The sequence below is a fragment of the Lacinutrix sp. WUR7 genome, from assembly GCF_016864015.1.
Taxonomy (GTDB): domain Bacteria; phylum Bacteroidota; class Bacteroidia; order Flavobacteriales; family Flavobacteriaceae; genus Oceanihabitans.
Window position 1 is genome coordinate 918,716 of the sequence record NZ_CP045067.1, and the last position, 14,654, is coordinate 933,369.

The 14,654-nt window shown below is 33.7% G+C and carries 8 protein-coding genes; 5 read left to right on the top strand and 3 right to left on the bottom strand.

What is annotated here, in order from left to right; genetic code table 11:
* Positions 1 to 93: 93 nt before the first annotated feature.
* The 3 genes from FG167_RS04100 to FG167_RS04110 form a co-directional block, all read right to left on the bottom strand.
* Positions 94 to 1,131: an aldo/keto reductase gene (locus tag FG167_RS04100; RefSeq protein ID WP_203460156.1), complete on the bottom strand. Its 1,038-nt coding sequence runs from the start codon at positions 1,129 to 1,131 to the stop codon at positions 94 to 96.
* Between the two features lie 89 nt (positions 1,132 to 1,220).
* Positions 1,221 to 2,180, bottom strand: a complete 960-nt coding sequence (locus tag FG167_RS04105; RefSeq protein ID WP_203460157.1) for an OmpA family protein — start codon at positions 2,178 to 2,180, stop codon at positions 1,221 to 1,223.
* Positions 2,181 to 2,272: 92 nt separating this feature from the next.
* Positions 2,273 to 3,034 carry an exodeoxyribonuclease III gene (locus FG167_RS04110; RefSeq protein ID WP_203460158.1) on the bottom strand — a complete coding sequence of 254 codons (762 nt, stop codon included), beginning with the start codon at positions 3,032 to 3,034 and terminating at the stop codon, positions 2,273 to 2,275.
* Between the two features lie 133 nt (positions 3,035 to 3,167).
* Here FG167_RS04110 and FG167_RS04115 point away from each other — a divergent pair, with 133 nt between their 5' ends.
* The 5 genes from FG167_RS04115 to FG167_RS04135 all read left to right on the top strand — a co-directional run bounded on the left by FG167_RS04115 (position 3,168) and on the right by FG167_RS04135 (position 14,565).
* A complete protein-coding gene (locus tag FG167_RS04115) occupies positions 3,168 to 6,590 on the top strand; it encodes a hypothetical protein (protein WP_203460159.1) in 3,423 nt (1,140 codons plus the stop codon).
* 57 nt (positions 6,591 to 6,647) lie between these two features.
* A complete protein-coding gene (locus tag FG167_RS04120; protein ID WP_203460160.1) occupies positions 6,648 to 7,037 on the top strand; it encodes a hypothetical protein in 390 nt (129 codons plus the stop codon).
* Between the two features lie 66 nt (positions 7,038 to 7,103).
* Positions 7,104 to 11,417: a CusA/CzcA family heavy metal efflux RND transporter gene (locus tag FG167_RS04125; RefSeq protein WP_203460161.1), complete on the top strand. Its 4,314-nt coding sequence runs from the start codon at positions 7,104 to 7,106 to the stop codon at positions 11,415 to 11,417.
* Between the two features lie 4 nt (positions 11,418 to 11,421).
* Positions 11,422 to 12,567 carry an efflux RND transporter periplasmic adaptor subunit gene (locus FG167_RS04130; RefSeq protein ID WP_203460162.1) on the top strand — a complete coding sequence of 382 codons (1,146 nt, stop codon included), beginning with the start codon at positions 11,422 to 11,424 and terminating at the stop codon, positions 12,565 to 12,567.
* A 21-nt stretch (positions 12,568 to 12,588) separates the two neighbouring features.
* Positions 12,589 to 14,565 (top strand): heavy metal translocating P-type ATPase, encoded by a 1,977-nt coding sequence (locus FG167_RS04135; protein WP_203460163.1) that lies wholly within the window; start codon positions 12,589 to 12,591, stop codon positions 14,563 to 14,565.
* Positions 14,566 to 14,654 lie beyond the last annotated feature (89 nt).

Consider the following 14,654-nt stretch of genomic DNA (forward strand, 5'->3'; position numbering starts at 1 on the left):
CCTAATAAATTAACTTTACTTTAATAGATTAAATACCTATTTTCACGATAAAAAGTTTAAAATATTAACAAGTAAGGGGTTTCTGCAAACAGGTTATGCCGTTGGATTTGGAATTGCATCATGAACCGATTTTATCTGCTTTAAAATATCATTATTTAACTCGACATGAATACTATTAATATTCTCTTTTAATTGCGTCATTGTAGTAGCTCCAATTATATTACTGGTAACAAAAGGCTGTTGTGTTACAAACGCTAAAGACATTTGCGCGAGACTCATATTATTTTCTTCTGCTATTTTTAAATACTGCTTAGCAGCTTTTGTACAAGAATCACTACTATATCTTTTAAATCTTGGAAATAATTTCAGCCTTGCATTGTCTGCCGCTGTACCTTTTATATACTTTCCAGATAACACACCAAAAGCCATTGGGGAATATGCTAATAAACCTATATTTTCTCGCATTGCAATTTCTGCCATATCTCCCTCAAAAACACGATTAAGTAAAGAGTATGCGTTTTGAATGGTTACCATTCTTGGTAGACTATGCTTTTTAGACTCTTCTAAATAACGCATGGTTCCCCAAGCTTTTTCATTAGAAATTCCTACTTGACGAATTTTTCCTTCTTTTATTATTTCATCTAAAGTATGTAAGACTTCATTAAAATTATCCTGCCACTTGTCATTTGGGTTATGCACATAATCTCTAGTATCAAAAGTATTGGTTTGTCTTTCTGGCCAATGTAATTGATACAGATCGATATAATCTGTTTGCAAACGCTCTAAACTTTTATTTACGGCATCTTTAATCGCTTCGGGCTGAAACCCATTGGTTCTAACGTGTGCCGTATAATCTCCAGGGCCCGCAATCTTGGATGCCAAGACTACTTTATCTCTATTTCCTGTTTTCTTAAACCAGTTACCAATAATACGTTCTGTTTCGGCATAGGTTTCGGCTGTTGCCGGAACCGGATACAATTCTGCAGTATCAAAAAAGTTGACTCCTTGATCTAAGGCATAATCCATTTGCTCAAAACCTTCATCTTGGGTGTTTTGGTTTCCCCAAGTCATGGTACCTAAACAAATTTTACTTACTTTAATATTGGTGTTTGGTAGTGTTGTGTATTTCATCTTTTAGTTCCTGCGAAAGCAGGAATCTCATTTTAATTAAACGTTTATTTTAACAGATTGCCACGTCGTTAATACTCCTCGCAATGACACTAAATATCTTTTAAAAGTTTTGATACTTCATCTAACTTCGGAGTCAAAATAACTTCAATTCTTCTGTTTTTTGCTTTACCTTCGGCAGTATCATTACCTGCAATTGGAGCAAATTCTCCTCTTCCAGCTGCGGTTAAATTTTCCGGATTAATCGCATTATTTTCTCTTAATATATTTACAATGGCTGTAGCACGTTTGGTAGATAAATCCCAATTTCCAGAAATCTGACCAGTTCCTGTATATGGCACATTATCTGTATGTCCTTCTATTAAAACTGCTATTTCCGGATTTTCACCTAGAACAGTCCCTAATTGTTGTACGGCTTTTTTTCCTTGTACACCAACTGCCCAACTACCAGATTGAAAAAGCAGTTTGTTTTCCATAGACACATATACTTTTCCGTCACGTTGTTCTACGGTTAAACCCTTTCCTTCAAAATCGGTTAAAGCTTTAGAGATTGCATTTTTTAATTGCGTCATTGCTGCATCTTTGGATGCTATCACATTTTCTAATTCCGCAACTCTATTAGAACGTTGTTCTAATTCGCTTTTCAATTTTTCAAGTCTAGTATTTTCTGCTTGTAAAGCTTGTTCTTTAGCCTCTAATTGCGCTAATAACTCTCTGTTTTTTTGAGAATTTTCGGCTAATGAAGCAGAACTATTTTTTTCTAAAGCATCATAAGAAGCTTTTAAATTTTCAAGATTCGTTTTAGACGCATTGTAATCTGCTTGCAATTTATCTCGATTTGCAATAGCTGCATCATAATCGCTTTTCAATTTTGCGTAGTCGTTTTCGGTTTTATTATTTGCTCCTAATAGCGATTCGTTTTCATCAGAAAGTTTTCTGTTCTCCTTTTTCAAGTGTGCATACTTACTTTCTAAATCTTTATAGACTTTAGGCGAAACACATGATGAGATTAAAATTGTGGCAATTGCTATTAATACTATTTTACTTTTCATATTATATTTGGGTTTACTAATTATAAAATTTTCAGTCTCCGTATCCTGTTTGCAGAAGTGTTATTCTGATAACTGCAACTGTAAACGGACAACTAATTTTCTATTTCTACTAAAACTGGACAATGATCACTATGCACAGCTTCTTGAAGGATAACGCTTCTTTTTATTTTTTCTTTTATCGGATTAGAAACCATCATGTAGTCTAATCGCCATCCTTTATTATTTGCTCTAGAATTTGCACGATAACTCCACCAGCTATATGCTTGTTTTTCAGGATGAATAAAACGAAAAGCATCCGTAAATCCGCTATCAATAAAACTACCAATCCATTCTCTTTCTATAGGAAGAAAACCAGAAACTCCTTTCATCTTTGGGTTATGAATATCTATTTCTTCATGACATATATTATAATCACCACAAATAACTAGGTTAGGTATTTCTTTTTTTAGGTTATTTATATAGTCTTGAAACATGTCCATATATTCTAACTTATGCTCCAATCTTGCATTATTGGTTCCCGACGGCAAATATAAACTCATTACAGAAACACCGTTAAAATCGGCACGAATGTTACGCCCTTCAAAATCCATAGATTCTATCCCGGTTCCAAACTCCACATGATCTGGTTCGGTTTTACTTAAAATAGCAACTCCACTATATCCTTTCTTTTGTGCAGAAAACCAATAATTATACTTGTAACCAGCTTCAACAAAAACATCTATATCCAGTTGCTCTTCCATTGCTTTTATTTCTTGCAAACAAATCACATCTGGATCTGCAGCTTTAAGCCATCCTATAAAGTCTTTTTTTAGTGCTGCACGAATTCCGTTTACGTTGTATGAGATTATTTTCAAGAGATTTTTATTTTAAAAAAGTTATGTTTCAGCTAAAATAAATAATGCTTTACATTTACACTATTATATTAATGTCCTTTTAACAAAAAACTATCAACAAAATATTTTAGGTATTTTGCAGTTTTAGTATCGCATGAAGTTTATTTACTTTCTTTTTATATTTTTTATTGGTTTTGCTGCTTTTGCACAAGATCAAGAATCTAACTACAAAACGAAAACCGTTGTGGTAAAAGATACTATTGCCATAGATAGTGTGAGTATAAATTCGGCGCACTTTAGTATTAAAAGAAAAGACAATTCGGTAATAGATTCTACATACTATACCATAGATTTTGAAAAAGCCGTCCTTACTTTTAAAAAACCGATAGAAACAGATTCTATAATTATTGATTATTTAAAATACCCAGAATTTTTAACTAAAACCTATAAGCAGCTAGACGATAAAATCATTGTACAAAGCACCGAAAACCAACAGCAATTATACAAAATAAAGCAATCTAGCGAAACCAATACTTTTACCCCTTTTGATGGTTTAACCACTTCCGGAAGTATTTCTCGTGGTGTTATTATTGGAAACAATCAAAACTCGGTTTTAAACAGCGAATTAGACTTACAAATCACAGGAAAACTGAATGACAAAGTTTCCTTAAGAGCTTCTATTCAAGATGCGAATATACCTTTACAAGAAAGTGGTTACTCCCAACGATTAGATGAATTTGATCAAGTTTTTGTAGAACTTTTTAGTGATAATTGGAAAATTCGCGCTGGTGACGTAGATCTTCAAAATACACGATCTGCTTTTACTAATTTTTCGAAACGCGTACAAGGGCTTTCGCTTGGCGCAACTATAAATCATTCCGATTCTAAAACCAATATTTTTGCCGCAGGTGCCATTGTTAGAGGACAGTTTACTTCTAGCCAATTTACCGCACAAGAAGGGAATCAAGGTCCGTATAAACTTCGTGGTCCTAGTGGCGAATTATTTGTACTTGTAGTTTCTGGTAGTGAAATTGTTTACGTTAACGGAATTGCTCTAGAACGCGGAGAAAACAACGATTACATTATAAACTATAATGCTGGCGAAATTATTTTCAACTCCACATTTCCTATTACCAGCGAAATGCGAATTACTGTAGATTATCAATATAGCGAACGAAACTATTCTAGATTAGTGGTTTATGGAGGAAGTAATTACGAAAGCGAAAAACTAAAACTTGGTGTTTCTATTTATAGCGAAAATGATGCAAAAAACAATCCGCTACAGCAAAATCTATCTACAGAACAAGTAGAAATCCTAGCAAATGCTGGAGATGATGAAACACTTATGAATGCTCCTTCTGCAACTCCTGAAGCCTATAACGAAAACAGGATTTTATATAAAAAGGAAATCGTAAATGGCGTGGAAACCTTTGTGTTTTCTAATAATGAAGACGATGAATTATTTAGCGTAAACTTTTCTTTGGTTGGAGAAAATCAAGGAGATTATATAGTGAGTAGTATAAATGCCATCAGCACTATTTATGAATATATTGGCATAGGCCAAGGAAATTACCAACCTATTACAAAACTGGTTGCTCCCAATAAATTACAAATCGCCGTTGTTAACGGAATTTATGCACCAAGCGAAAAAACAAATATTGGTTTTGAAGTTGCTGGAAGTAAAAACGATTTAAACCTATTTTCTAATATTGATGATGCTAATAATGATGGTTTTGCTGCCAAAATAAAAGTAGAACAAGCCATTGTTAAAAAAGATAGCCTCTGGAATTATAACGCATTTGCAGATGCCAACTACATTCAAGAAAATTTTAGAACCATTGAGCGTTTGTATAATGCCGAATTTATTCGCGATTGGAATATTGAACAACCAACCAGCAATCAAAATGTAATTAATAATGGGAATCAAACTCTTTTTGCTTCCGGAGTACAAGCATTACATCATGAAAAAGGATTCGGAAAATACCAGTTTGAGTATTTAAATTATTCGGAAAACTTTAACGGAAGCAGACACATCCTTTTTGGGGACTTAAAACTTAATAAATGGCAAATACTTTCCAACTCTAGTGTATTAAATGCAGAATCAAACATAAATACTTCTACTTTTTTACGAAGCTATAATCGCATTACTTATAGTTTAAAAAATGCTTGGGTTGGCACAAAACTAGCGTTCGAAAACAACGAACAAAAAAGCATTGAAACCGATTCTTTTACTGCATTAAGTCAGCGCTACAAATCGTATGAAGTTTTTACCGGAATTGGAGATAGCACCAAAATTTTTGCAGAAGTTGGTTACAAACACAGGATCAATGATAGTTTAGTAGCTTCCAATCTTCAAAAAGTAAATAGCTCGAACACCTATTATATAGATTCTAGAATTATTCAAAACAGGAATACCAATCTATCGCTTTACGCAAATTACAGAACACTAAAAAATGTGGATGCTGCTTTAGATAACGAAGAATCTTTAAACTCTAGAATGCAATTCAGTCAGAAATTATTCAAAAACATAATACACTGGAATACCGTTTACGAAACCAATTCTGGAACCTTAGCACAACAAGAATTCACCTATATTGAAGTAGAAGCTGGACAAGGTGCTTATACTTGGATTGATTATAACAACAATGGAATTCAAGAATTAGAGGAATTTGAAATTGCACAATTTACCGATCAAGGTACCTACATAAGAGTATTACTTCCTAACCAAGTGTTTGTAAAAACCCATCAAAATAGATTTAGTCAAACACTTACGCTTAACCCACAACAATGGTCTACAAGTGAAAATAATTTCAAGAAAATTCTTTCCCGTTTTTATAATCAAACCTCGTATTTAACAGATAACAAACAAAAACGCGATGGTAATTCTTTTAACCTCAACCCTTTTAGTGATGATAAAGAAAAACGTCTAGGTTTGCAGTCTAATTTTAGAAACGTTTTCTTTTTTAATAGAGGAAAACAGCAGTACACAACATCGTATACTTTTTTATCCAATAGCGCTAGGAACCTTCTAACCATAGGCTCTTTGGAAGCAAAATCTAAAAGTCATCAACTGCTTTTTAATCATAAATTCGCAACCAATTGGCTAGCAAATCTTTTAACGAGTTTTAATACCAACGAAAGTAAAAGCGAAAACTATACAAGTAAAAATTACACGATTGAAGAAACACAATTAAACCCGAAGCTTTCTTACTTATTAAATGACAATACTCGTTTTGATATATTTTACCAATACACCAACAAAGACAATACCATCGGTGATTTAGAGACGTTACAACAACAAAAATATGGTGCTTCCTTCTCTTTTTCAAGCAAGCAACAAATGGCAATATCTGGAGAGTTCAACTATTTTGCCAATACATTTACTGGAAATGCTAATTCTCCCGTGGCCTACCAAATGCTAGAAGGTTTACAACCTGGAAAAAACTTTACTTGGTCCTTTTTAGCACAAAAAAAACTAACCAAATATCTAGATTTAAACCTAAGCTATTTTGGTAGAAACACAGAAACTAGTAAAACCATACACACCGGAAATATTCAGTTAAAAGCTTATTTTTAACCTTTTGTAACCTTTGTTACCGTTTGATTCTGCTAATTTTGTAATTTAGCATGTATTATGAATAAAGTTTTAGCAATTACATATTCATTTTTGATTCTCTTTCAGAGTTTCAACATAAACCTAGAAGATTTTTCTAAGTTTAATGTATTGCTAGACCATGCCGAATTTCATAAAGAAATGTACGGCGATTCGTTTTTTCAATTTTTAGCAGAACATTATGGAGATGCTAAAGAAGCACATGGAAACGATCATAAAGAACATGAAGGCTTACCATTTAAGGACAGTCATCACATGTGCACACACATCAACACTTCTTTTATTAGCATTGCTAATCATTTTGAGTTTACCTATCCCGAATTTATCGAAATTCCTTTTAACTTTCACTACAACGAAACGATAACAGATTCCGAAAAAACCTCTGTTTTTCAGCCACCCAAACACGCATAATTTAATTTAGAGCTTAACCCTGTTAACTTAAAACAGGCATTTATTATTTCTTAATTATTATGAATTATGTTAGAAAACATCATAAGATTCAGCTTAAAAAACAAGCTGATCATATTTCTATTTACAGCCTTTATTGTAGGCTTTGGTATTTTTTCATTAACCAAAATTCCAATTGGCGCAGTGCCAGACATTACCAATAACCAAGTACAGGTTATTACCACTTCACGCAATTTATCTACACAAGATGTAGAGCAATTTATTACCTATCCTGTAGAGCTAGAAATGGCCAATTTACCAGGAGTTGAAGAAATTCGTTCGGTTTCCAAATTCGGGTTATCTGTTGTTACTATTGTATTTAGCGATGATTTAGGCACTTTTTTACCAAGACAGCTTATCGCTGAAAAGATCAAATCAGCTACAGAGCAAATACCTGAAGGTTTTGGTTCTCCAGAAATGGGACCAATAACTACGGGTTTAGGGGAAATCTACCAATACATTTTAGACGTAAAACCGGGTTATGAAGATACATACACCACAACCGATTTACGTACCATTCAAGATTGGGTTGTAAAACGTCAATTATCCGGAATTCCTGGAGTGGTTGAAGTGAATACTTGGGGCGGATTTTTAAAACAATATGAAGTTGCCATCAACCCAAACAAGCTAACCGCTATGCAAATTACTATCGCAGAAATTTATGAAGCGTTAGAAAAAAATAACAGTGTTTCTGGTGGTGGTTATATTGAGAAAAACAACAAAGCCTTTTTTATTCGTGGTGAAGGATTGGTAACTTCACTAGAAGATATTAAAAACATTGTTGTTAAAAATGACGGCACGCCTATTTACATTAAAGATGTTGCTACTGTTGGCTTTGGAAGTGCAACCCGTTTTGGGGCCATTACCGGAAATGGAGAAGGCGAAAAAGTATTAGGACAAATCATGATGCTAAAAGACGGTAATTCTAAAGAAGTTATTGATACCGTTAAAGAACGTGTAGCATCCATACAAAGCACATTACCAGAAGGTGTTTATATTAATGGTTTTTTAGAGCGAAGTGAACTGATTGCCAAAACCACATTTACCGTTGCCGAAAACTTAATTTTAGGATCGCTAATCGTAATTTTTGTGGTGGTTTTATTACTCGGTAATTGGCGTTCTGGTTTAGTCGTTGCATCGGTGATTCCGTTAAGTTTATTATTTGCTATTATTTTGATGCGTCAATTTGGAGTAGATGCTAACTTGATGAGTTTAGGTGCCATCGATTTTGGAATTATCATTGATGGCGCAGTTATTATTGTCGAATTTATTGCGTTTCAAATCATGTCCAAATCTGCACATCTTTCTGAAATCAGCAAAAATGAAAAACAAGCCGAAATTGACCAAATAACACTAAAAAGTGCTTCAAAAATGATGAATTCCGCTATTTTCGGACAATTAATCATCTTAATCGTATTTATTCCCATTCTATCTTTAAGTGGTATTGAAGGTAAAATGTTTAAGCCTATGGCAATGACTTTCAGCTTTGCTTTAATTGGCGCCATGATTTTATGTTTAACCTATGTTCCTGTAGTCTCATCGATGTTTTTAAAACCAAGTAAGCAATCCGCAAAAAACATTTCGGCTAGGTTAATGAACTTTTTAAATAAAGGCTACCAACCTGTTATTCATTGGGCCTTATCTAATAAAAGAATAGTCGTTGTATTATCCGCAATTTTATTAGCCTCCAGCGTATGGATTTTTAGTAAAATGGGAGGTGAATTTGTACCTACTTTAGATGAAGGCGATTTTGTAATTCAACCTGTTTTAAAAACGGGAACATCGCTTGGAAGAACGATAGAAATCACAACAAGAATAGAACAAATTCTTTTAGATAATTTCCCAGAAGTAGACCAAGTAGTAACGCGTATTGGAGCTGCAGAAGTACCAACAGATCCAATGTCTATGGAAGAAAGTGACGTGATTATTAAACTGAAACCTAAAAAAGAATGGACCTCTGCTAAAAGCAAAGATGCATTGGCGGATAAATTTAAAGAAGCCTTGGCAGTAATTCCAGGAATGGAAGTAGAGTTTACACAACCCATTGAAATGCGATTTAATGAATTGGTTACTGGTGTTCGTGCAGATGTTGCCATTAAGATTTTTGGAGAAGATTTAACTGTTTTAGCCACCAAAGCAAATGAAATTAAAACACTTATTGAAAATGTGGAAGGTGCTGCTGATATTTCGGTGGAAAAAGTAGAGGGATTGCCACAAATGAGTGTAAAATTCAATAGAAGTAAAATTGCACGTTACGGACTTAATATTTCCGATTTAAACGATGTGATTTCCATGGGATTTGCGGGTAAAACTGCAGGAAGTGTTTTTGAAGGCGAAAAACGTTTTGATCTAGTACTTCGTCTTCAAGAAAATAACAGAAAAAATATAGAAAGCCTAGAAAACTTATATGTAGACACGCCTAACGGAAATAAAATTCCGCTTAGCGAATTAGCAGAAATTAGCTACACTACGGGACCTGCACAAATATCTAGAGACGACACCAAACGTCGCATTGTGGTTGGTATTAATGTTAGAAACAGGGATTTACAATCTGTTGTAAATGATGTGCAACAAATTATAGAGAGCAAGTTAAAATTACCTGTTGGTTACACCATTACTTATGGCGGACAATTTGAAAACCTTCAAAGTGCAAAAGACCGCTTATTAGTTGCAGTTCCTGTGGCTTTAGTTTTAATATTTATATTACTTTATTTTGCCTTTAATTCCATAAAAGAAGCACTAATCGTGTATTCTGCGATTCCGTTATCTGCAGTAGGTGGTATTCTATTATTATGGATTAGAGATTTACCTTTTAGTATATCGGCAGGGGTTGGTTTTATAGCATTATTCGGAATTGCAGTACTAAACGGAATTGTATTAATCGAGCATTTTAAAGAGCTTAAAGCGGAAGGTTTTTCTAATATTAATGAACGCATCAAAAAAGGAACCTCTGAGCGCTTACGCCCTGTTTTACTAACAGCAGCAGCCGCAGCTTTAGGATTTTTACCTATGGCTATTTCTACAAATGCTGGAGCAGAAGTACAACGTCCTTTAGCAACGGTTGTTATTGGTGGTTTGGTTACTGCAACCCTATTAACCTTAGTTGTTTTGCCCATTTTATATGCTTGGTTTGAAGAAAAAAAGGAACTTAAAATGAATAAGAAAGCAATAGCTTCTGTAATTGTTTTGCTGTTTACTTTTAGTATTCAGGCGCAAAACAAACCATTAAATATTGCACAGACTTTAGAATTAGCAATAGAAAATAACGCAAATTTAAAAGCGGAAAACTTAAAAATAGATCAATCCAATGCTTTGGTAACTTCGGCTTTTTTGTTTGACAAAACCAGTATTTATTATAATTATGATGAAAGTAATTTAGCTATAAATAACGAACCACTTAAAGTTTTTGGCGTCTCACAAGGTTTTAAATTTCCAACGGTTTATTTTGCCGAAAAGAAAGTAAACCAATCTAAAGTAAAGGTACAAGAAGCCAATTTTAGTTTGCAATTACAGCAATTAAAAAAGCAAGTTTATGCTAATTATTACCAGTTAAGCTATGCTAAAAACAAAGCGGAAAACTATAAATATTTAGATAGTTTGTATCGGGATTTTGCAAAAAAAGCAGCCCGTCGTTTTGAGTTAGGAGAAACGAATTATCTAGAAATGATTACGGCAAAATCCAAACAAAAACAACTAGAAACACGCTATAAACAATCCCTTCAAGAAGTTGTTTTATATAGGGAGCAACTTAAAAAAATAGTACAAGTAGATTCTATTACTATTGCAGATGGTTTGCTTGAAAAACTAGAAGTCGAACAATTATCGGTCACTAAAAATGCTAGTTTATCCGTTTTTGATGCGTCTATGGATTATCAACAAGCGCAAACAAAACTAGAAAAGCAAAGCGTACTTCCAGACTTAAATGCCGAATATTTTCAAGGTACCAACAGTGGTTTAAACGATAACATTAAAGGCTATCAATTAGGGATTAAAATTCCTATTCTGTTTGGCGGTCAACGTTCTAAAATTAAAGCAGCCAAAATTGCGCAAGAAGTTATTGCAGAACAAAAACAAGATTATCAAACGCAATTAAATGCGGAGTATCAATCTTTATTAGCAAAGCTTCAGCAGTATGAAGAAGCGATAACTTATCATGAAACGCAAGGACAAACGCTTTCCGAAGAAATTATAAAAACAGCAAATAGAACCTTTAAAGAAGGAGAAATCGATTTCTTTCAATACATACAAAGTTTAGAGACTGCAAAAGATATTCAGCTGAATTATTTAGAGCAATTAAATCAATACAACCAAACCGTAATTACCATCAACAACTTAACATTATAAAAAGATGAAAAACATATATATCCTATTATTTTCAATGGTTTTAGTAGCCTGCGGAAATTCAGAAAAAAAAGCAGAAATAGTTCCGGAAACAGAAACATATAACAACAAAACTACCATTACAAAAGCACAGTTTGAAGGCGAAAAAATGGCATTTGGCTCCTTATCCGAGTACGATTTTAACGAAACCATAAAAGTAAACGGCATGATAGATGTACCGCCAAAAAACAAATCTAGCGTTACGACTTTTACAGGTGGTTATATTACAAAAACACCATTATTAATTGGAGATAGTGTAAAAAAAGGACAACTTTTAGTAACCCTGGAAAATCCAGAATTTGTAGAGCTTCAGCAAAATTATTTGGAAGTTGCAGAGCAATTAAATTATTTAAAATCGGAATACCACAGACAAAAAACATTGTTTGAAGAAAAAATTACTTCCGAAAAAAACTATCTAAAAGCGGAAAGTGCTTATAAAAGCAACCTGGCGCATTATAATGGTTTACGTAAGAAATTACAAATGCTAAATCTGAATCCGAGTAGTGTAGAACAAGGACGAATTTCTTCCACTATAAATTTATATGCACCAATTTCTGGACACGTTACTAAGGTTTATGTAAGTAATGGAACCTATGTTTCACCAAGCGATGTTATTATGGAAATTGTAGATATTGACCATATTCATTTAGAATTATCGGTCTTTGAAAAGGACATTATGCAAATTAAAAAAGATCAGAAAATTCTGTTTACAATTCCTGAAGCTTCCAATAAAACCTTTGAAGCAGAAGTACATTTAGTTGGGACCACTATTGATGAACAAACGAGACGTGTAAAAGTGCATGGACACGTAGATAATGATAAAGAAAACTTTATTGTTGGGATGTTTGTCGATGCAGATATTATTGTGGATAGCACGAAAAGTATGGGACTTCCAAAAGAAGCTATTATGGAAGTTGGCGACGCATTTTATGTTTTAGTTTTAGAAGAACAACATGCTGAAGAATTTCAATTAGAAAAAGTTAAATTAGAGCTTGGAAAGCAAACCGAAATGCATGTCGAAATTCTAAATGCTGAAGTTTTAAAAGACAAACAAATCTTAGTAAAAGGCAACAGCATGCTTTTAAATGATAGTGAAAGCGGACATAGTCACTAATCAAAACTTAAAATAGATACTATGGAGGACCATAACCATGACGGACACAACCACAGCCATAATTTAATTTTTGGAAAAAAAACAGAACTGTATTTCGCTATACTATGTGGTGTTTTTTTAATTACTGGTTTTACTGTTGAAAAGCTAACCGATGCTCCTTCTTGGACATCGGTTTTCAGTTATATTATCGCTTATTTTTTTGGTGGTTATTTTATAACTATTGAAGCGTATCAAAAAATCATAAAAGGTGGTTTTGATATTGATTTTTTAATGATTGTTGCCGCTATTGGAGCAGCCTATATTGGTAGTTGGGCAGAAGGCGCTTTACTTTTGTTTTTATTTAGTTTAGGTCATGCCCTAGAACACTATGCGATGCATAAAGCTAAAAAATCTATTGAAGCTTTAAGTGATTTATCGCCAAAAACAGCATTGGTTAAAAAAGGAAATCAGCTAATGGAAATACCAATTGAAAGTTTAAAAATTGGCGACATAATCGTTGTAAAACCAAACACCAAAATAGCAGCAGATGGTGTAATCATAACCGGAAACAGTAGCATCAATCAAGCACCAATTACTGGAGAAAGTATGCCTGTGGATAAAACTGCCATTACGACTTTAGATAAGTTACCAGAATTTAAAGACATCGACAAAAAACATATCGCATTTTCTGGAACAATAAATGGAGATAGTACCATTGAAATACTTGTTTTAAAACGAAGTCAAGACTCTACCGTTGCCCGATTAATTAAAATGGTAAGTGAGGTAGAAACGCAGAAATCACCAACACAACGATTAACCAAAAAATTTGAAAAATGGTACGTTCCCATTGTGATCATTGTAGTGGTATTATTATGTTTTGCATATCTAGTTATAGACGAAACCTTTAACGAAAGTCTATACAGAGCAATAACGGTTTTAGTAGCCGCTAGTCCTTGTGCGTTGGCCATTTCAACACCAAGTGCTGTACTTAGTGGTATTGCAAGAGCTGCACAAAAAGGGGTTTTAATTAAAGGCGGAAAGGCTTTAGAAGATTTAGGAAGTATTACCACTATTGCCTTTGACAAAACAGGAACTTTAACGGAAGGAAAACCAAAATTGACTAACGTCATCCCACTAAATGATTTTGAAGAACAGGAGTTTTTACAAATCGTTTTAGAAGTGGAAAGCTTAAGTAATCATCCATTAGCAAAAGCAATTGCAAAAGACATCGAGAAATTACATAGCATAAGTTTTAAAGGCATTGCAAAAAACATTGAAGCAATACAAGGAAAAGGAATTACAGCCACATACAACACCTCTAAAGTGTTTATTGGTAATTTAAAATTGATGCAGGACGAAGGCATTACAGTAACGAATATTGTCACCACTAAAATGAATAGCCTATTACAAAACGGACATACCGTAATGCTTGTGGCTTTTAAAAAGGAAATTATTGGTATCCTTAGCGTAATGGATGTCCCAAGAAAAACAGCTGCAGACACACTTAAAAAACTGCGCGCTATTGGTATAAAACGAATGATTATGCTTACTGGAGATCATCAAAATGTTGGAGATGCTATTGCTAAACAAATTGGTTTAACCGAAGCAAAAGGAAACTTATTACCAGAAGATAAAGTTACTGCTATTAAAAACTTACTAGCAACAGACGGAAAAATTGCTATGGTTGGTGATGGCGTAAATGATGCTCCAGCCATGGCTTTAAGCACCGTTAGTGTTGCTATGGGAGCAGCAGGAAGCGATGTCGCTTTAGAAACTGCAGATGTAGCACTAATGTCGGATAAAATTGAGAATTTACCGTTTGTTATTGGATTAAGTAGAGCATCCAAACGAATTATAAAAGAAAACATTTTTATAAGCTTAGCTGTTGTTGCCGTACTAGTGCCTGTTACCATTTTAGGACTAACCAATATTGGAATCGCTGTTTTGTTTCATGAAGGATCCACAGTTATAGTGGTTATAAATGCATTACGATTATTAGCGTACAAAGATCAAATATAAATACAGCTTTTTGACGCAACCTTTTCATCTTTTCAGCATCTACTGTTGGTATGACTTTTGATTAACCAAATACATAATTTAAAAATAAA

What these genes read in the sequence shown, in the direction of transcription:
- FG167_RS04100 (WP_203460156.1), bottom strand. Translation starts at nt 1,131, where the DNA reads ATGAAATACACAACACTACCAAACACCAATATTAAAGTAAGTAAAATT.
- FG167_RS04105 (WP_203460157.1), bottom strand. Translation starts at nt 2,180, where the DNA reads ATGAAAAGTAAAATAGTATTAATAGCAATTGCCACAATTTTAATCTCA.
- FG167_RS04115 (WP_203460159.1), top strand. Translation starts at nt 3,168, where the DNA reads ATGAAGTTTATTTACTTTCTTTTTATATTTTTTATTGGTTTTGCTGCT.
- FG167_RS04120 (WP_203460160.1), top strand. Translation starts at nt 6,648, where the DNA reads ATGAATAAAGTTTTAGCAATTACATATTCATTTTTGATTCTCTTTCAG.
- FG167_RS04125 (WP_203460161.1), top strand. Translation starts at nt 7,104, where the DNA reads ATGTTAGAAAACATCATAAGATTCAGCTTAAAAAACAAGCTGATCATA.
- FG167_RS04130 (WP_203460162.1), top strand. Translation starts at nt 11,422, where the DNA reads ATGAAAAACATATATATCCTATTATTTTCAATGGTTTTAGTAGCCTGC.
- FG167_RS04135 (WP_203460163.1), top strand. Translation starts at nt 12,589, where the DNA reads ATGGAGGACCATAACCATGACGGACACAACCACAGCCATAATTTAATT.